Source organism: Paludicola sp. MB14-C6, assembly GCF_030908625.1.
GTDB lineage: Bacteria > Bacillota > Clostridia > Oscillospirales > Ruminococcaceae > Paludihabitans.
Genome location: NZ_CP133133.1, coordinates 2044476 through 2063452, shown reverse-complemented (window position 1 = coordinate 2063452; position 18977 = coordinate 2044476). Strand labels below are relative to the sequence as shown.

Here is an 18977-nt window from a genome sequence, read left to right as displayed (position 1 = left end):
ATTTGTTATTTTTAATCAATTTGTTTTGACTGTTTTATACTTTTTATTCCAAGTACAAAAATTACAGCCATAAATAATACAAGTGAATAGCGATACCTTCCTAAAACGTTTTCCACATACCAAGTTTCTTTTAAGAAATTGAGTTTTATCGCCAATACACTTACATAAGGATTCAAAGGTGCTAAGAGTAACGCAATACAACAACTTATTATTGCAATCGGCTTGCTAATCGCTATTTTTTGAACCACAAAAAACATAAAAGCTGCTACCACTAAAAACAAAAAGCTATATTCAATAAAAACAGTTGGCAATGCCATTCTCACCGATACAGGAGTTGTTGGATTAATACAATACTGATGATGCATATTTGCTAGAAAACTAATAATCGTGTCACAATACCCAATCACAAACGGAACTACCAAAGCAACCCAATAAACCGGACGAATAAACAATAGCTGTTTATAGGATTTATGCATTATCGTGTTAATTAACACAATTAACATTAACCCAACCACAAAGCCAAAGAAAAACTCAGTTAAGTAACCAAATGTAGGACTTTGCAGTTGTACCTTATCAGGATTAACTGAATTTTCAACAAAGAACCTCTTGAAACCTAAATTGGAATAAGTTCGTATTTGCGTATTATGAGTCATTGGATAAAATACAAAATACATAGTTAAAAATCCTGGTAACATAAACAACGGTACCATTGTTTTCATAAAAATATCTCGTATTCCCTTGAACAAGAACAAGATGATTCCAAGCATAAAACCAACAAGATGAATGGGTATAGAATAAAATACAAAAGATGTATTCCCTGAAATTTCAATAACAGAAGTACCCTTAATAAACAAAAGAATGAAAATGAATACAAATAAAAATACCGTGAACCAAATGCTTTTTGGGGATTTTGTCATGAACTATCGCTACCTTTCATGTCTGTACTTATAGCTGTGATTGTCTGATAAATACAAGTAAAAATGTATTTACAAGAAATTAACTTTTCTATTTCCTATAAATACATTTTACATCATTTTAACATTAAATTCAATAAAATAAATAATAACTACATTTTCTATTCTTCTATCTCACTAATTTTATATTGTAATCGGTCACGAATTGCAATCAAAATATCTCTTTGTTCAGCCAACTTTTCTTTATCCTTTGGAGCTGACATCAAAAATTCCACATTATCGAGCAGCTTGTGTGGGCAATAGTCTAACTTTGATAGCTGCTTTTCTAGCTTTTTATCTCCTGTAAAATAGGTTTCATTCAAAGCAAAAACAACTTGCACCATATCAAGTACCGTATTCTTTACAATACTACCCGTAAACATGATATCTTCTCTTTCAATTGCACTCTTGTAATGGAAATTATCGAGCCACATATTTGAACGATCAAAGAATCGATGAATAATTGCATTTTTTAATACTTTTGGGTAACTTCTTATTTTTTCTTTATAGGATGTAATAATTCCATATGGATCGTCAATTGGGTGAATAAAATCTACTTCAGATAAATAAATATACGTATAATAACCATTTGTAGTCCATAATGCGGGAATAATTTCGAATTCACCTTTTAAACAATCTGCAATTACTGAATCCATTTTATCAATATATCTCACAGTTGTTTCTACGGGAATTCCCTGATAAAAGAAGTCCATACTTCCGCCCCATGCACCATCATTAAAATCGGCTGACACATAAACAGGCATATTATCATCTGCAATTCCCTTGATAATAGAAACCCGATCTTCATACAATTTTGGATTTTCTACAAACATAAAAAAGTCAATATCAGAGCTTTTGTCTGCCACACCTTTTGCATAGGATCCAGCTAATGCAATTGCATATCTTCCGTTCACTGTACTCTTTAAGGTTTGGGTTAGTTTTTGAATGATTGGTTTTACAGAATCCATATTGTTTTCCCCCTTACTATGTCTTGCTATTATCGTATCACTTTTCTAAGGTATTTTGCAATATAGTGTTTGTAAATTTTACTGAAAGTAATCATAATTAAATTAATAGTTATAGTTAATCATGAAATATTAGAGCTTATCATTTAACAATAATGAGTATGTGCATAAAACCGTTTGACCTTGTTCTTCATATTCAAAAGAACTTCGTTTAATTTCTTTGGTAAATCTCCATTTTTGATAGATAGTATTTAACTTTTCACGTTCAATATCGTCAGCACCAATTGTAGCTTTGTGAAAACCTTTTTCTTTAATCCTTATTAAAGCTTGTTTGATTAACAACCTACTTAGTTTTTTTCCTTGATATTCAGGCAACAATTCTAAAGATAGAATATAAGCAGTATCAATGCCATTGGCTTGGTCTTTATCTCCACTATCCCATACAATATGTATTTCACCAATAAAGCGATTTGTCTCGTTATCTTTCATAAGCAACACTTCATGATTCCCAAGTTTTATATCTCTAACATAATCATCCACGAAGCTTTCATACCTACCATCCCATAACTCTAACATTTCTTCGTAACTTCCGAGTTTTATACTAACATTCATTATCTTATTCTCCCAATATAAATTTAACAAATACAAAGCTTATCAATCAATCAAATTGTTTGATTGATTGATAAGCTTTTATACTATATTCTACCAAGTAAAAATAACATATAGCTTTTAAAATGAGCGAAAACAATGCCGGGTTCCTCTAAGTCAGGATTCCAACGCTTTACCCATTCCAATGATATATAAGAATCATACTTATTCTCTTTTAAAAGCTTAATAGCATCATAAATCGGTAAATCACCATATCCCATCATGCGATAAGTGATGTTATCATTCGGCTTAATACTATCTTTTACATGAACATATTGTATTGCTTTACCTAGCTTACGATAAGTATCATATACGCTTTCATTGAAGTAACGATATGGATGATGAATATCCCAAAGTACCCCTTTATTCTTACTTTCAATCTTATCCATAAATTGATTCATTGCATCAGAGCAAGCCAGTACGCCATTGGTTTCCATTAAAGGAGTAACTCCTTTATCTTCACCATAAGCACACATTTGATTATAAAGTTCAATTGCTTGCACCATATTACAATCTTCAGGATATGGATTAGAAGTAATCATGATACGAATATACTTACAGCTTAGCTTTTGTGCCAAATCAATATATTCTTTTGCTTCTGCTAAGGCGTTCGGATAGTCACTTCCAACTGCTATTCCTGTAGTTAGCATTGAAATTGCAAGATTACCCTGCTTTAATTTTGCTATTGTACTATCTATTTTCTCGGGTGTGAATCGTTTTGCTTTTGGAACATATAATTCGTTTGCAACGCCACGTACTTCAATTCCATCAAATTGCAAGTCTTTTGCAGTTGCATATATTTCGCTCCAACTCCAATCAGGACAGCCAAGTGTTGAAAAAGCTAATTTCATAATGTTCATTCCTTTCAAGCTGATTTTTTATCGTCATGTCTTTTCTTTATAAGTCGATTATATCATATAAAGTCTGTTTACTCATATGTGGAAATAAGTTTCCGTTATATCATGTTCTAGTTATAGTCAATATCTTTGATTTTGGCACCATAGGGGTTAATATACCTTGCTTATTCCTAAAAGTAAATGCAAAGAAGCTTGATTTTATGCTGTTTCAATTGCATTTGCTTTTTGTAGGTTTAACTTTTCAACTGCCCATTCTCTCATTTTAAACTTCATGATTTTTCCTGCTGCATTCATTGGAAATTCTTTAACAAACTCAATATAAGAAGGGACTTTATGACGAGCCATATTTTGACGCATAATGTCTTTCACTTCATCTGATGTCATATTAACGCCATCCTTTAAAATAATACAAGCCATGACCTCTTCACCATATTGTTCACTTGGCACACCAATAACCTGCACATCTTTTACATTTTCAATTGTATAAATAAATTCTTCAAGCTCTTTGGGATAAATATTTTCGCCACCACGAATAATCATGTCCTTAATACGACCTGTAACCTTATAATAGCCGTGCTCATCTACTTCACAAAGATCGCCCGTATGTAGCCAGCCATCTTTATCAATTGCTTGTGCTGTGGCTTCTTCCATCTTATAATAGCCCTTCATAATGTTATAGCCTCGTGCACAGAACTCACCTTGTTGACCTACTCCCAATGTTTCACCTGTTTCCACGTCAACGATTTTACATTCAACATGCGGCATCGCTTTACCAACGGTTGATACTCGATGTTCAATACTATCATCGGTTGTTGTCATTGTGCATACCGGAGAAGCTTCTGTTTGACCAAAAGCAATCGTTATTTCATGCATACCCATATCATTGATTACTTGCTGCATTACCTTTATCGGACAAGGAGAACCCGCCATGATACCTGTTCTTAATTTCGGAAATTTGAACTTCTTAAAATCAGAATGCTCAAGTGCCGCAATATACATAGTCGGTACACCATGAATCGCTGTGCACTCTTCTTCATCCAATGCTCTTAAAAAGTCGATTGGACGATAGGATTCCAATGGCACCATAGAGGTTGCATGAGTCAAACAAGCCATAATCGCCAACACTAACCCAAAGCAATGAAAAAAAGGAACCGGAATACAAAGTTTATCCTCATGGGTAAACTTCATACAATCACCGATGCATTTTCCGTTATTTACAATATTATAATGAGTCAACATAACTCCCTTTGGAAAGCCTGTTGTGCCTGAAGTATACTGCATATTCACAACATCATGAAAATCCTGTTGCGCTTTTCTTTGGATGTATTCTTCATCTGTTATTACTTTTCCATTTTCATAAAGCTTAGAAAATGCCATCATACCTGCAGGTGCTTCATTTTCAGTTAATATAACAGATTTTAAAAACGGCAGCATTGGAAAATCCAATTGATTTGGTTGTTGATTCACTAAAGTAGGACAAAGCTCATTCACGATTTGAACGTAGTCCCCATATTTTGTTCCTTTTGTCATAACCAAAACTTTTGCATCAGATTGCCTTAGTACATATTCCAATTCAAAGACCTTATAATTTGTATTTACTGTTACCAAAATGGCACCTATCTTTGCACAAGCAAACAATGTTAACAACCATTCCGGTACATTAGTAGCCCATATCGCAACATGATCTCCTTTATTTACGCCAATAGATACAAATCCTTTTGCGATTTCATCGACTTCTTGATTAAATTCTTTCCAACTGCGGCAGTAATCACGATCAATATACTTTACAGCTTGCTGATCAGGATATTTTTTTTCCACCTCTTCTAATAAGTTTCCAACCGTTATTTCCATTAACTTATCCATAGTTAATCCTCCTTAAATTCAATAAAGTTTCCCATTTAGGGATTAAGCCTCTTGCTTACTTTGAAATTAATATCTAATTGTCAATGAAAATAAAAAAGCTCTCGTCTTCTTGACAATTAGTCAAGGAGACGAAAGCTGTATAATCTTCCGCGGTACCACTCCAATTGGTACAGTTCTACAAAGTAGTACTGTTACCCACTTTTTTCGCATCTATCAAATGCTATTCCTGTTATCGGTGGAATGCCGTTCAACTCTAATTTCGGTTATCCGATTTCAAGTGACTGCTCAAGGGCGAGTTCATCACAACACCTGCACCGTTTCACACCAACCAACGGCTCTCTGAATCAAGCAATTATAACTACTACTCCCTATCAACGCATTAAATGATTAAATTGTTTTATATTATATTAGCAAACATCAAAAAAGTTGTCAATACCTTATTTGAAAATTTTTATGTGACTTTTTGTAATTTTTAATACTATACCATTACAATCATAGAAACGATTAAAATAAGTGAAACGATATAATAACTAATCATTCCCCAATTGAAAAACAATTGCTTCACTAATTGCTTTGTTGAAAACTCAACTGTTCCTCTTTCTAAGCGAATGATTCTAAAATTGATAACAAATAACAACGTACCAACCGAAATCATTGTAATAACTACCATACCAAGAACTGCTGTCAGCATAATATTTTGTTTTTGTGCCACCCAAGGCGCTACTATTAACCCAAGTGAATTTACCAAAACATGAATCAATATAGAATACTGAATTGTGCCGGAACGCAATGTTATATAGGCAAATATGACACCAGCAGTAAACGCATATAGAATTTGCGAAATATTACCGTGGATTAACCCAAAAGCCAAAGCTGACCCCAATATTGCAACTACATCACCGTATTTTCGTAGTTTATTTACCATCACACCACGAAATATTACTTCCTCCATGATGGGAGCCAGAATAGCACCATATAGGAAATTAGCAAATATATTTCCCCCTTGTAGACTTTCAAGAGGGTTAATTAGCATAGAACCTTTTAACCAAGAAAGAATCATAACGATAAGCAGCGTTATAAAATTTGATATATACATTGCACCAAACGTAATTACAAGATATGTCAGAAATTTTGTTGGACCGATTTTTTTCTTTTCAGTCGCTTTTAAACTTGGAATTTTGCGTAATAAAAGCATCATAATCGGAAAGCCAATTAAATAAATGCAAACCGCCGATAAACCAAGCGCTGTCCATTGCCTAAACGGTGGTTTTAATAAAACAGGTAAGCAATTCTTAATTAAGAAGATAAGTGGATATTTTGCAACATAAATTGCAAGTACCATCGCCGAGAGAGCAAAACCCACTCTTGTAAACTCTTTTATTGGTCTTTTTATTTGTGCCACTGAATCATTATTGTCCAAAAAACTAACCCCACTTCTCATTAGATCTATGTATCATATAATAATACCATCCTACTTTCAACTTTGCAAGTTAGTCACGTATGTGAAGTAAATACCGCCCAATCACATTCTCGATACACATACATATTACAAATCCCAAGTTAATTGGGATAAAAAAAAGATATTCCATCTTTCCATTGTTTATGCCTTGTGTTTTAGTAGAATCAGGCATAATTCCAACTTCGGATAACCCAATAACAAAAGGAACACTGACTAATGTAAGAGCTAGCCATGTTATTATATTATGCTTTGGTATATAACTTAATCTTAAAATTCTAAAAATATAATAACATATGAGTAAAACGCCTAATAATATAGCATTACTGTATAAAGCCATGCTTGGGCTATCTAATAAACCTGTGCAAATATAGAAAATCAAAAACAAAGCCGACCATAACATAATAAGTATACTCTTTTTCATTATAGTTCTCCTATTACTCCATATTTCAACATTATTCTATCATAAGTTTTACCATATAGCAATTGTATAAAATCATAAAGTTTACAAATAAAAAATGCCGCATCAAAAAACTTGACTGGCATTTTTTAAATTAGGACATTATTGATTTTCTTCCGGTTTGGCTTTGGTTAATGTAAACCAAAATGTACTGCCAACTCCGATGGTACTATAAACGCCAAATTGAGAACCATGGTTGACTAAAATCGCTTTTACAATAGAAAGTCCTAATCCAGTACCTACTGTTTTTCGTTCTCCATTTTTATATGGTTTATAATAACGATCCCAAATTAGTGGTAAATCTTCTTGCGCTATACCTGTTCCGGTATCTGAAACTTCAACTCGATAAACCTTTTCTTGTTCTATAACTGAAACTTTAATTTGCTTTTGCTCGCCAATATGATTAACTGCATTGTTAATCAAGTTATATAAAACCTGCTCAATGCGGACCTCATCACCGTTTGCCATAGCAATTTCATTTCCGATATAGGTAAACTCAAATCCCTTAGTCTGCTCTAATAACTCAAACCTTCCTAAAATATCGGTAATGGTTTTTGCAATATTAAAAGGCTCAATATTCATAGGTGTTTGCCCTGCTTGCATTAACGATAAATCCATAACATCGTTCACTAATGTATTTAAGCGATTTGTTTCATCAACTATAATATCTAATTGATGTTCACGCATCTCTTTATTATCGCCGGTTATATCTTTGATTGCCTCTGCATAGCCTTTTATCATTGTAAGTGGCGTTCGAATATCATGAGAAATATTCGCTACCAATTCTTTTTGAAGAATATTTACCTTTGCAAACTCCTTTTGCATATAGCTAAAGTTCTGGCTTAAATCTCCAAGTTCATCATTACTAGGCACCGTACAGTCTGCATTCCAATTTCCATATGCAATTTCACGTGCAGCTTTTGATAACTTTTGAATTGGCTTTGTTAAAGAACGAGCCAATATAAACGCAATTGCTGTTGCTACAAGCACAAGTAAAATAGATACCCAAATTAACTGATTTTTAATAATAACTGCTGCTTCTTTGACAGGTGCTAGGGTGGCGGTAACCATTACAGTATACTGGTTTCCGTCTTTTGCATCCATCGTAATTGCACAAGAATAGAATCTAGTATCATACTTTGGATGCGTAATGTCTGCGAGTACTGTTGTGCCTTTATTTGCGTTTGCTTCCTTTAGCACTTTTAACTTATTTAATCCATTTGCATGCAATACACAGTTTTCACCCAATCCTTCATACCCTACAATAGGCTCTCCAGTCGGTTGAGAAATATCAATGCAAAGTGTGTTTGCGGAACCAATACGGTATATATCATCCCCGGCATTATATAACCCTTTATAGTTAATGGCTTTTACTATAGCTTGTGTATTATTTACAATATCGTTTTTCTTTATTTTCAAATAATAATCTTCTAAAAAAACAACTTGCAATAACCAAAGTCCACCAATAATAACAAAAACGGTAGACATAATTGCAAGCCAAATTTTATTACGAATACTAATTCGCTTCTTTTTAGATTTCATCATAGCGATACCCAACACCCCATACTGTTTTTATCAAATCTCTATAGTCACCTAAATTATTTCGTAGCATCTTAATATGTGTATCAACGGTTCTGGAATCGCCATAAAAGTCATAACCCCAAATTTCATTTAAGAGATTTTCTCTTGTTACAACTGTACCTTTATTATTCACAAAATAACGCAGCATTTCAAATTCTTTTGGCGTCAAGTTCACTTTCTGACCATCTATTTTTAATTCATAAGAAATAAAGTTCATTGCTAATTTTTTATATGTGTAGGTTTCATTTTTAGATGCAACCTTTATTGTTCGTTTTAAAACAGCACGAATTCTTGCCATCAGCTCTTTCGGAGAAAACGGTTTTACTATATAATCATCTGCGCCCAAATCAAAACCAAATACCTTATCATATTCTTCACCCTTTGCAGTTAGCAAAATAACAGGGGTATCGGATTTTTGACGAATCATGCGTAAAGCTGTAATGCCATCAATAAAAGGCATCATCACATCCATAATCACTAAATCAAAATTACCTTTTTCAAATATATCAACGGCTTGTTGTCCGTTTGCTGCTTCTTCATAAGCATATCCTTCGAACTGCAAATATTGCTTGATAATATCTCTAATTCTGCTTTCATCATCTACAACTAGAATTTTTTCCATTTTATTTGCTCCCTTCGAATGATTGCTTTAGTCATACTTAGCTTCTAATAGCAGCCGAACGATTACGCTCGGCATAAAACTAATAGAAGGATTTCGTATGACTAAAGTATAACGAAAAAATGTGTGAAAATTGTGATAAAAAAATAAGCTTTTTAAAAAGGTTATCAAATTTCTAACAACGCATTATAAATATCTGATTTTTTAAAGTTGGTTTGCTTTGCTATCTGCTTTGCCGCATCGGTAGCTTTTACCCCATTTTGAACCATTTCGTTTGCTTTTTCAATTGCTTGCTCTAATGTTATTTTTTCCTCTTGTATAGGTGCTGCACCTTCGATAACTAAGACAAATTCACCTTTAGGTGTGTTTTCTGAATAAAATACTACTGCTTCGTCCAACGTCGTTCTCATTACCTGCTCATATACTTTTGTTAATTCTCTTGCGATTGATATTTTACGATTACCAAAATAAGACTGCATATCTTTTAAAGTGGAAAGCAGCTTATGCGGAGCCTCATAAAAAATCATTGTACGTTCTTCTTGCTTTAAAGAATTTAAATGTTGCATTCGATTGGTTTTTGCCGTACTTAAAAAACCTTCAAAGGTAAAACGTGATGTCTTTAACCCACTTAAACATAAACCTGAAATAACAGCACTAGGTCCTGGAATTATTTTAATATCCACATTTTGTTCTGCACAAATGCGTACTAAGTCCTCCCCTGGATCGGAAATACAAGGCATACCTGCATCTGAAACAATCGCACAGGTTTCACCATTTAAAATGCGATTTAAAATATATTCGCCTCGTTCCCTTAAATTATGCTCGTAATAACTAATCATTGGTTTTTTAATATCAAAATGATTGAGCAGTTTCAAGGTTACTCTTGTATCTTCAGCGGCAATAAAATCAACCTCTTTTAAAGTATTGATTGCACGATAGCTCATATCTTGCAGATTTCCAATTGGAGTTCCTACAACATATAAAGTTGGTTTATTGCAATTCTTTTTTTCTACTGTTGGCGTTAATGCTTGTTCAGATAAAATATCTTCTGCCTCTTGATTTTGATTCACGTTATTTCCTCCGCTTTTTATACTATATACTCTTTAATTTCTATACAATTCGTATTATCAAATGTCATTTTAACAATAATCGGCATAATATGGACAATCCTCTTAAAATCCTCCCATAAAAATGCAATCATTATGACACATTTCCCTTTAGTCACCATTAGAATAATCATTTCCGTAAACTTGTTTTAGCTCTTTAGAAAACTCTTCTCCATCATACATCTGCATAGTCGGCATTACCTTCATAAATGGTTTTGACCCTTTTTTACCCTCTATTAAGAAAAGCCATGGTGCTTGAGTATGTTCTTTCGCAATAAATCGCAATAATTTTGGCTCGATATCATTTTGTTTCATTGCAGTAATAACATCTGCTAAACGCTCTGGACGTTGACACAAGCATAGTTTACCACCAAACTTTAATAGTTTAGACGCTGTTTTACATATATCATCTATCGTACACATCACTTCATGACGTGCGATTTGCTCTGCTGTGAGTTCACTTAGAATTCCTGCTTGATTTGCTTTATACGGCGGGTTACAAGTTACCACATCACAGCTGCCATACGGAATTTGTGTATTTAATTTTGTTAAATCACATAAAATAGGTTCTACTTCATTTGGTAAAGAGGAGTTTTCTATGGATAAATGAAATTGTTCAATTGCCTGTGGCTGAATGTCTACACCATAAATCTTTTTCGGTTCAAACTTTTTAGTCAGAATCATAGGAATAATGCCACAGCCTGTTCCTAAATCACATACAATATCTTTTTTCCTTGGATTTGCAAACACACTCAATAAGAACGCATCGGTTCCAAACCGATGTTCCTTACTCACACATACTTGTATTGTTTCGCTTAGCTTTTCAAAGCTATAGTTTTCGTTCATTCCAATATTCTTTCCTTTCAGTCTTATGAAAATTCCAGCATAACCGAATTGCCGCTATAATGAATAGCGGCATAGATACACAAATAAGTTTGAACAACTAGCTTTTCAAACAAACCCCTTTGCTACTTTTTCATGCGCTTTGCTTTCATTTGTTCACGTTTATTATTTAACATATCAACCAGTTTCTCGTTGAATATGATGCCTACAACTGCAATAATTCCGATAATAGCAAAAATTGCAATGGTTTGTCCCCACTTACCCTGACTGATAGAAGAACCAGCAAAAGTCGATGAAATAATGGATGGTATTCTTGCTATTGTAATTATGATAAACAGTGTTAAAGGTTTAATCTTTGTAAATGGCATAAAATAAGTAAGAAAATCCTTTGGCGTTCCCGGTATAAAGAAAAATATAAACGTAAACAGCTCTAATTTTTTTGTGTTTTTCATGAATTTATAATTCTCTAGTTTACCTTCGCCAAATAATTTGCTAATAGATTCATAACCTAGTACTCTTACAAAATAATAAATAAAAATGGTTCCAATCAGCATTCCCGCTGTACAAATAAAATAACCGCCCCAGGTACCATAAACCAAGCCCGATAACACTTCAAAAGGTTCACCAGGTATTACGGCAATTACCACTTGTAATGCTTGAACACCCATTAGAATTGCAACGCCCCAAATACCTTTAGACTGAATATATGCCATAAAAGCATCTCGACCTGCTTGATCTTTTAAGAGCATAATACGTGGAAAAAGATAAATCGTTAATGCAACCATTCCGACAATCACTATTATAAATATAATGAGTTTTAATAAATCTTTTTTGTTAAGTTTCTTTAACTGATATTTGTGCTTTGACATCTTTTACCCCTTTAAAATATTATTTTTCTATATTATCTATCTGACATAAAACTAAAACGATTTTATCTTATATTTGTCTTCAAATTCAGTTACTCAGTTCATTGCACATTATCCACTTTATCAGTTAATTCTGGATTGGTAGGGTTCAAAATTTCTTTTTTCGTTTCTTTTTTATGTGGAGCAATAAAGCGATTTACAACCATAGCCAATATTATACCAATTGAAGTATCTAATACTCTGTCTATTACATAAGTTAGTGCATTTGTGATATCTCTAGAGGAATTTGCTGTAATACTTAAAAAAACAATACAGCAAATAGCAACAGATGCTTTTCGATCCAATACATTACAAATATAAATCAGCAAAAATATGCCAGCTGGAACAATGAGCATAATCCAATATTCATGATAATAAGGTATCATCATACAAAATTCTATTACAATATATCCAAAAAAACCGCCTATTACTGTTCCAACTAAACGATTTTTACCCGATTTAAAGGTCTCTACATACGTTGATTGTAGACAAACTACAGCAGCAATTGTTGCGTAAAAAGCATTTTCACGCTTAAAAATAATTTGTATCAACAAACATAAAAAAACAACAATCGTTGTTTTTACTGCTCGTAACCCAGGTTTATAGGACCAATTCATATAAGCCTCACCCTTTTTGTTCTTATCTAAGTATTATATATGATATCCATTTTTATTTCAATGTACAAAATATGAACCATAAAGTAAAACACTTTATGGTTCATATCATCTTTACGATTACAATCTGCTTTTAGTCTATATTATTTTGTAAAATATTCTACGCCTGATTTAAAAATCATTTGATCTTTATTGCCATAAATATTCTTACAAATATCAGTACCAATACGCTCGCTATGTGCCATTTTACCAAACACTCTTCCGTCCGGAGAAGTAATACCTTCAATCGCCATTGCAGATTCATTTGGATTGAACGCAATATCATAAGTTGGTTGACCTTGTAAATCAACATATTGTGTTGCAACCTGTCCGTTTGCTGCTAACTTCTCAATCAATCTAGTATCAGCAATAAATCTACCCTCACCATGAGAAATTGGAACTGCATGGATATCGCCAACTTGTGTGTTATATAACCATGGAGATTTATTGGAACTGATACGAGTATTAACCATCATAGATTGGTGGCGTCCAATTGTATTAAATGTTAATGTTGGAGCGGTTTCATCCATATCGACAATATCGCCATATGGAACTAAACCTAGTTTAATTAATGCTTGGAAGCCGTTGCAAATACCCACCATTAAGCCATCACGAGTTTGTAGTAAGCGTTGTACTGCTTCTTTTACTTGTGGGTTTTTGAAGAAACTTACAATGAATTTTGCAGATCCATCCGGCTCATCACCACCGGAAAAGCCACCAGGTATCATTATCATTTGTGCTTGATCAATTTTACTTGCAAAAGTTTTGATAGATTCTTCAATCATTGCACTGGTTAAGTTTTTGATTACAAAGATTTCTGCATCTGCACCTGCCTTTTCAAATGCACGAGCAGAATCATATTCACAGTTTGTTCCAGGGAACACCGGAATTAAAACCTTTGGTTTTGCAACTTTGATTGCCGGGGATATTCTATCTTTTTTTGCTGATTTATAGCTAAATTCCGTTGGAATTTGAGTAGATTGATGAATACGATATGGGAATATTGGTTCTAGCTTTTTCTCGTATTTCTTTTGTAATTCTCTCATATCCACAATTTCAAGATTTGGCAATACAATAATGTATTTTGAAGTAGTTGTACCAATTACAGTAAAGCCTTCAACGTCTGCACTTTGGCTTACTTCTAAAATAAATCCACCATATACAGGGTTAAACATAAGCTCAGGACTTACTTGTTCTGTAAACTTCATACCAACTTTGTTGCCGAGTGCCATTTTCGCTACAGCTTCAATCACACCACCATATGTTAAAGTAGAACATGCATTTACTACGCCTTGAGAAATTAAGCTTTCTACTTTATCAAAACAAGCTTTAATGCTATCGAAACATGGAATACCATTTGCATCATATTCCGGAATAATCATAATAACTCGATTACCTTGACGCTTGAATTCCGGAGAAACGACTTTTGGCGTTTTAGTAACAGATACAGCAAAAGAACATAGTGTTGGAGGAACATCAATATTTTCAAATGTACCACTCATTGAGTCTTTACCACCAATTGCGCCAATGCCAAGCTCAATTTGTGCTTTATATGCGCCAAGAAGCGCTGCAAATGGTTTACCCCAGCGAACAGGATTATTTTGTGTTCTTTCAAAATATTCTTGGAATGTCAACCAACATTGATGATGGCTACCACCTGTTGCTACTACTTTTGCAATAGATTCAATAACAGCATACATTGCTCCATGATATGGACTTTGTTCGCTGATATATGGGTTAAAGCCCCATCCCATTACGGATGCAGTTTGCGTTTCGCCATAAAGTACTGGAATTTTTGCCACCATTGCTTGTGTTGGTGTTAATTGATATTCACCACCAAATGGCATCAACACAGAACCAGAACCAATTGTAGAGTCAAACCGCTCTACTAATCCTTTTTGAGAACACATATTTAAATCGCATAAATGTTCCACTACATTTACAGCTGTAATCTCTTTTTTGTGAACAGGTTTTACGAGAGCTTTTGCCACTTCAATTTCTGTATGCTTTACAGCACCATTTGAATTCAAGAATTCACGAGATAAATCAACAATTCGCTTACCGTTCCAATCCATTTTTAATCGAGGGGTTTCGGTAACCGTTGCAACAAAAGTTGCTTCTAAGTTTTCTTCTTGCGCTAATGCAATAAATTTTTCCATATCGGATTTTCTAACTACACAAGCCATACGCTCTTGAGATTCGGAAATTGCAAGCTCTGTTCCATCCAAGCCATTATATTTTTTAGGAACAGCATCTAGGTTAATCTCTAAGCCATCTGCCAACTCACCGATTGCAACAGACACACCACCTGCTCCAAAATCATTACAACGACGAATCAAGCGAGTTACTTCACTGTTTCTAAATAACCTTTGGATTTTTCTTTCTTCCGGTGCATTACCCTTTTGAACCTCAGCGCCACAGCTTTCTAGGGATTCTAATGTATGTGATTTTGATGAACCTGTAGCACCGCCACAACCGTCACGTCCTGTTTTTCCGCCAAGTAGAATAACAACATCACCTGCTTCAGGCACTTCACGGACTACATTTTTAGCAGGAGTAGCACCCATAACAGCGCCGATTTCCATACGCTTTGCAACATAACCGTCATGATATATTTCGTTTACTTGACCGGTAGCTAGTCCAATTTGGTTACCATATGAGCTGTAGCCGGCAGCAGCGCCTGTTACGATTTTCTTTTGAGGCAATTTACCACTAATAGTATCTTCTAAGCTTACTAGTGGGTTTGCAGCGCCTGTAACACGCATTGCTTGGTATACATAAGAACGGCCAGACAACGGATCACGAATTGCACCGCCAAGACAAGTAGCCGCACCACCAAACGGTTCAATTTCGGTTGGATGGTTATGTGTTTCATTTTTAAACATCAATAGCCAATCTTCTTCTACCCCGTCAACATCTACTTTAATTTTAACGGAACAAGCGTTAATTTCTTCTGATTCATCTAAATCAGTTAAAATACCGTCTTTCTTTAACTTCTTTGCACCAATTACTGCTAAATCCATAAGAGTGATTGGTTTATCGGTTCTGCCTTTATATAATACTTCACGAGCAGATTTATATTCTTCATAGGATTTCTTAATAAAATCATCATGAATTGTTACTTTATCAATGTTTGTTGAAAAAGTGGTATGACGGCAATGGTCAGACCAGTAAGTATCAATCATTTTGATTTCAGTGATTGTTGGATTTCTTTTTTCTGTATCTTTAAAATAGCTTTGGCAGAAAATAATATCATCTAAATCCATTGCTAAGCCATATTCATTGATAAAAGAAGCTAGTCCATCTTTATTCAAATCAATGAATCCATCTAATGTTTTTACAGTCGTTTTAACATCATATTTCATATCTAAAGAGTTCACAGTAGCTAAAGATGCTTCACGGCTCTCAACCGGATTGATTAGATAAGCTTTTAATGCTTGAAATTCATCATCGGTTAAATTGCCCGAAACAACATATACTCTTGCATTTTTTACAACAGGACGATCCCCTTGTACTAAAATTTGAATACATTGTGCACATGAATCGGCACGTTGATCGAATTGTCCCGGTAAATATTCAATTGCAAAGATACGTCCTTCACTATTTATGGTTGGACATTCAAAATAAATGTCATCAATGCTTGGTTCTGAAAAAACAGTTCTTTGTGCTTTTTTAAATGTTTCTTCCGAAATACCTTCAACATCATAACGGTTAATCACACGAATTGCTTCTAAGTTTTCTAGCTGCAATGATGTTTTAACATCGCTTAAAATGCTGTGTGCTTCAACTGCGAATGGTTCTTTTTTTTCTACATAGATACGATATACTGGCATTTGGTACACTCCTATAAAATTTGTTGTTTATTTCAATGTTTCAGGATTGATGTTATTACCTATCGGTTTTATTCGATTATAGTATTTCGCCTTGGCAGTGTTCTTCATAAGCAGAACTTAAAGTTACAGTTTTAATTTCACCACAAATATTTTCATTGCTTTTCACAATTACTTTTGTATAATTCTTGGTATACCCCACATATTCATTTTCACCATGTGGAGTTTCAAATAAGACTTCTTGGGTAGTTCCTATTTGCGTTTTTAAGAAATCTTGCTGGGTAAGCTTAGTGACTTCTATCATTTGCTTGCTTCGATTTTCTTTTGTATGCTTGTCCACTTGATTCTCCATAGTAGCAGCTTTTGTTCCTTGACGAATCGAATATGCAAACACATGAGCTTTCGCAAATTGTACTTTTTTTGCAAATGCTAAAGAAGCTTCGAACTCTTGTTCAGTTTCTCCTGCAAATCCAACCATAATATCCGTTGTAATTGCGGGATTATCAAAAATAGAGCGAATTTTGCTTACAATTTCATAATACTCAGCTGAATCATAATGACGATTCATTCGTTTTAATGTTTGGTCACAGCCGCTTTGCAAGGATAAATGGAATTGGTCGCAAAATTGAGGAATTTTACTCATTCGCATTAAATCATCATCACTCAATAGCTCTGGTTCTAATGAACCTAAACGCACACGTTCCACTCCATTAATTGAGGAAACCGCCTCGATTGCGTCTATTAATCGTAATGGTTCCATATCCTTACCATAAGAGCTTAAGTTAATTCCGACTAAAACAAATTCCTTATAGCCGTTTTGAACCAGCCCAGTTACTTCGGATTGAATATCTTCTATCGTTTTGGAACGTATAGGTCCTCTTGCTTTGGGAATAATACAATAGTTGCAGTAGCGATCACACCCATCCTCAATTTTCACAAAAGCTCTCGTTCTTTCCATAAACCTAGTCGCTTTCATTGGCTCAAATGCTTCCCCTTTTTGATGAGGAGTGATGTCTACAATACGTTCTCTTGTTTGTAATGCTTTTTTTACGTTTGGCAGCAAAGCTGCTCGATTATAAGAACCTTGAATAATATCGGCTTCAGGAATTAAATTTGCTTCATCGGGAAAAGCTTGTGGGAAGCAACCTGTTAGTGCTACGATGGCATTCGGATTAACTCGTTTAAAGCGCCTTATGACTTGTTTGGTTTTTTTATCGCCTGAAGCAGTAACCGTACAAGAGTTAATCACATATACATCTGCTTCATCCTCTATATCTACGATGTCAAATCCGTCGTTTGCAAAACGGTTTGCTAGGATTTCCGTTTCATATTGGTTTACCTTACATCCTAAGGTATAAAAAGCAATTCTCATTTTAACACCATTTCTTTTTCATTATTAATTACTATCCTAAATAATTATATCGGATTTTTATAGTTTTTACAATTAGCAGTTGACTAAAAGATAAAGTGCTGTTATAGTTTAAATATAGTAAAGTGTCATAAATAAAACTTGGAGGGACAATTATGAAATCTGTAACAATTAGATTAAACACTATCAATGACGTAAAAACATTTGTTAATACTGTTGGGAAATATGACTTTGATGTAGACTTAATTTCCGGCAGATATGCAATTGATGCAAAATCTATTATGGGTATTTTCAGCTTAGATATTTCTAAACCAATTAAATTAGATGCTCACACAGATAATGCTGATGCTTTCTTTGCTGAAATCAAAGATTTCATTGTTGAATAATACAAATGTTAAAGTGCACCAACAGTGCACTTTTCGTTTATTGGGCATAAATAAAAGGGTTGCTATGCAACCCTTTTATTTTTATCACTATTAATCAGTAAATCCGGATTCAACTAATTTTACAAGACCATCAACTGCAGATTGCTCATCTACACCATCAGCGATGATTTTAATATCTGTTCCACCAACAATACCTAAAGATAATACACCTAATAAGCTTTTTGCATTTACTCTGCGTTCTTCTTTTTCAACCCAAATAGATGCTTTGAATTCATTGGCTTTTTGTATAAAAAATGTTGCAGGACGTGCATGCAAACCAACTTGATTTTGAACCTTTACCTCTTTAACGTACATGAAAATGATCTCCTTTTTAACTAATAATATTCTATCATTTTTGTTTAATGTAATTACAAAATAATTCGCATTTGTTTAACTTAATTATAGCACATAAAAAGACTTCGTCAACGCATTCTGACAACGAAA

Annotated in this window: 17 protein-coding genes and 1 other annotated feature; of the genes, 1 reads left to right on the top strand and 16 read right to left on the bottom strand. The window is 34.0% G+C overall.

Annotation, left to right across the window (positions count from 1 at the left end; translation table 11 throughout):
- Nucleotides 1-11: 11 nt before the first annotated feature.
- From RBG61_RS09920 to mtaB, 15 genes are all read right to left on the bottom strand, one after another.
- A complete protein-coding gene (locus RBG61_RS09920) occupies nucleotides 12-719 on the bottom strand; it encodes a hypothetical protein (protein ID WP_307943100.1) in 708 nt (235 codons plus the stop codon).
- A gap of 356 nt (nucleotides 720-1075) precedes the next feature.
- On the bottom strand, nucleotides 1076-1921 hold the full coding sequence (locus tag RBG61_RS09915; protein WP_307943099.1) for a nucleotidyltransferase domain-containing protein: 846 nt from the start codon (nucleotides 1919-1921) through the stop codon (nucleotides 1076-1078).
- A 129-nt stretch (nucleotides 1922-2050) separates the two neighbouring features.
- A complete protein-coding gene (locus RBG61_RS09910) occupies nucleotides 2051-2530 on the bottom strand; it encodes a GNAT family N-acetyltransferase (protein ID WP_307943098.1) in 480 nt (159 codons plus the stop codon).
- An 83-nt stretch (nucleotides 2531-2613) separates the two neighbouring features.
- Entirely contained in the window at nucleotides 2614-3417 is an 804-nt protein-coding gene (locus RBG61_RS09905) for a sugar phosphate isomerase/epimerase family protein (RefSeq protein WP_307943097.1), read from the bottom strand.
- A gap of 204 nt (nucleotides 3418-3621) precedes the next feature.
- Nucleotides 3622-5286 (bottom strand): AMP-binding protein, encoded by a 1665-nt coding sequence (locus tag RBG61_RS09900; RefSeq protein ID WP_307943096.1) that lies wholly within the window; start codon nucleotides 5284-5286, stop codon nucleotides 3622-3624.
- A 121-nt stretch (nucleotides 5287-5407) separates the two neighbouring features.
- Nucleotides 5408-5670: a binding site (T-box leader), on the bottom strand.
- A gap of 94 nt (nucleotides 5671-5764) precedes the next feature.
- Nucleotides 5765-6706 (bottom strand): CPBP family intramembrane glutamic endopeptidase, encoded by a 942-nt coding sequence (locus RBG61_RS09895; protein WP_307943094.1) that lies wholly within the window; start codon nucleotides 6704-6706, stop codon nucleotides 5765-5767.
- Nucleotides 6707-6776: 70 nt separating this feature from the next.
- Nucleotides 6777-7166, bottom strand: coding sequence for a hypothetical protein (locus RBG61_RS09890; protein ID WP_307943093.1), 390 nt, complete (start codon nucleotides 7164-7166; stop codon nucleotides 6777-6779).
- Nucleotides 7167-7304: 138 nt separating this feature from the next.
- The gene (locus RBG61_RS09885) at nucleotides 7305-8747 is read right to left on the bottom strand and encodes a sensor histidine kinase (protein ID WP_307943092.1); all 1443 of its coding nucleotides are present in this window, start codon (nucleotides 8745-8747) and stop codon (nucleotides 7305-7307) included.
- Nucleotides 8734-9405, bottom strand: a complete 672-nt coding sequence (locus tag RBG61_RS09880; protein ID WP_307943091.1) for a response regulator transcription factor — start codon at nucleotides 9403-9405, stop codon at nucleotides 8734-8736. The genes RBG61_RS09885 and RBG61_RS09880 overlap by 14 nt, the downstream gene beginning before the upstream one ends.
- 164 nt (nucleotides 9406-9569) lie before the next feature.
- Nucleotides 9570-10346, bottom strand: coding sequence for a 16S rRNA (cytidine(1402)-2'-O)-methyltransferase (rsmI, locus tag RBG61_RS09875; protein ID WP_307947253.1), 777 nt, complete (start codon nucleotides 10344-10346; stop codon nucleotides 9570-9572).
- 273 nt (nucleotides 10347-10619) lie between these two features.
- Nucleotides 10620-11354, bottom strand: coding sequence for a tRNA1(Val) (adenine(37)-N6)-methyltransferase (locus tag RBG61_RS09870; RefSeq protein ID WP_307943089.1), 735 nt, complete (start codon nucleotides 11352-11354; stop codon nucleotides 10620-10622).
- Nucleotides 11355-11476: 122 nt separating this feature from the next.
- Nucleotides 11477-12220 carry a TVP38/TMEM64 family protein gene (locus tag RBG61_RS09865; RefSeq protein ID WP_307943088.1) on the bottom strand — a complete coding sequence of 248 codons (744 nt, stop codon included), beginning with the start codon at nucleotides 12218-12220 and terminating at the stop codon, nucleotides 11477-11479.
- Between the two features lie 98 nt (nucleotides 12221-12318).
- Nucleotides 12319-12873 carry an FUSC family protein gene (locus RBG61_RS09860; RefSeq protein WP_307943086.1) on the bottom strand — a complete coding sequence of 185 codons (555 nt, stop codon included), beginning with the start codon at nucleotides 12871-12873 and terminating at the stop codon, nucleotides 12319-12321.
- Nucleotides 12874-13013: 140 nt separating this feature from the next.
- Entirely contained in the window at nucleotides 13014-16742 is a 3729-nt protein-coding gene (locus tag RBG61_RS09855) for a phosphoribosylformylglycinamidine synthase (protein ID WP_307943085.1), read from the bottom strand.
- Between the two features lie 76 nt (nucleotides 16743-16818).
- Nucleotides 16819-18111, bottom strand: a complete 1293-nt coding sequence (gene mtaB, locus RBG61_RS09850; protein WP_307943083.1) for a tRNA (N(6)-L-threonylcarbamoyladenosine(37)-C(2))-methylthiotransferase MtaB — start codon at nucleotides 18109-18111, stop codon at nucleotides 16819-16821.
- A gap of 152 nt (nucleotides 18112-18263) precedes the next feature.
- Between mtaB and RBG61_RS09845 the strand changes: the two genes are divergently transcribed.
- Nucleotides 18264-18494, top strand: a complete 231-nt coding sequence (locus RBG61_RS09845) for an HPr family phosphocarrier protein (RefSeq protein WP_307943082.1) — start codon at nucleotides 18264-18266, stop codon at nucleotides 18492-18494.
- Between the two features lie 90 nt (nucleotides 18495-18584).
- Here RBG61_RS09845 and RBG61_RS09840 read toward each other — a convergent pair whose 3' ends face one another.
- Entirely contained in the window at nucleotides 18585-18848 is a 264-nt protein-coding gene (locus tag RBG61_RS09840; protein WP_307943080.1) for an HPr family phosphocarrier protein, read from the bottom strand.
- Nucleotides 18849-18977 lie beyond the last annotated feature (129 nt).

What these genes read in the sequence shown, in the direction of transcription:
- RBG61_RS09920 (WP_307943100.1), bottom strand. Translation starts at nt 719, where the DNA reads ATGAAAACAATGGTACCGTTGTTTATGTTACCAGGATTTTTAACTATG.
- RBG61_RS09915 (WP_307943099.1), bottom strand. Translation starts at nt 1,921, where the DNA reads ATGGATTCTGTAAAACCAATCATTCAAAAACTAACCCAAACCTTAAAG.
- RBG61_RS09910 (WP_307943098.1), bottom strand. Translation starts at nt 2,530, where the DNA reads ATGAATGTTAGTATAAAACTCGGAAGTTACGAAGAAATGTTAGAGTTA.
- RBG61_RS09905 (WP_307943097.1), bottom strand. Translation starts at nt 3,417, where the DNA reads ATGAAATTAGCTTTTTCAACACTTGGCTGTCCTGATTGGAGTTGGAGC.
- RBG61_RS09900 (WP_307943096.1), bottom strand. Translation starts at nt 5,286, where the DNA reads ATGGATAAGTTAATGGAAATAACGGTTGGAAACTTATTAGAAGAGGTG.
- RBG61_RS09890 (WP_307943093.1), bottom strand. Translation starts at nt 7,166, where the DNA reads ATGAAAAAGAGTATACTTATTATGTTATGGTCGGCTTTGTTTTTGATT.
- RBG61_RS09885 (WP_307943092.1), bottom strand. Translation starts at nt 8,747, where the DNA reads ATGATGAAATCTAAAAAGAAGCGAATTAGTATTCGTAATAAAATTTGG.
- RBG61_RS09880 (WP_307943091.1), bottom strand. Translation starts at nt 9,405, where the DNA reads ATGGAAAAAATTCTAGTTGTAGATGATGAAAGCAGAATTAGAGATATT.
- rsmI (WP_307947253.1), bottom strand. Translation starts at nt 10,346, where the DNA reads ATGAGCTATCGTGCAATCAATACTTTAAAAGAGGTTGATTTTATTGCC.
- RBG61_RS09870 (WP_307943089.1), bottom strand. Translation starts at nt 11,354, where the DNA reads ATGAACGAAAACTATAGCTTTGAAAAGCTAAGCGAAACAATACAAGTA.
- RBG61_RS09865 (WP_307943088.1), bottom strand. Translation starts at nt 12,220, where the DNA reads ATGTCAAAGCACAAATATCAGTTAAAGAAACTTAACAAAAAAGATTTA.
- RBG61_RS09860 (WP_307943086.1), bottom strand. Translation starts at nt 12,873, where the DNA reads ATGAATTGGTCCTATAAACCTGGGTTACGAGCAGTAAAAACAACGATT.
- RBG61_RS09855 (WP_307943085.1), bottom strand. Translation starts at nt 16,742, where the DNA reads ATGCCAGTATATCGTATCTATGTAGAAAAAAAAGAACCATTCGCAGTT.
- mtaB (WP_307943083.1), bottom strand. Translation starts at nt 18,111, where the DNA reads ATGAGAATTGCTTTTTATACCTTAGGATGTAAGGTAAACCAATATGAA.
- RBG61_RS09845 (WP_307943082.1), top strand. Translation starts at nt 18,264, where the DNA reads ATGAAATCTGTAACAATTAGATTAAACACTATCAATGACGTAAAAACA.
- RBG61_RS09840 (WP_307943080.1), bottom strand. Translation starts at nt 18,848, where the DNA reads ATGTACGTTAAAGAGGTAAAGGTTCAAAATCAAGTTGGTTTGCATGCA.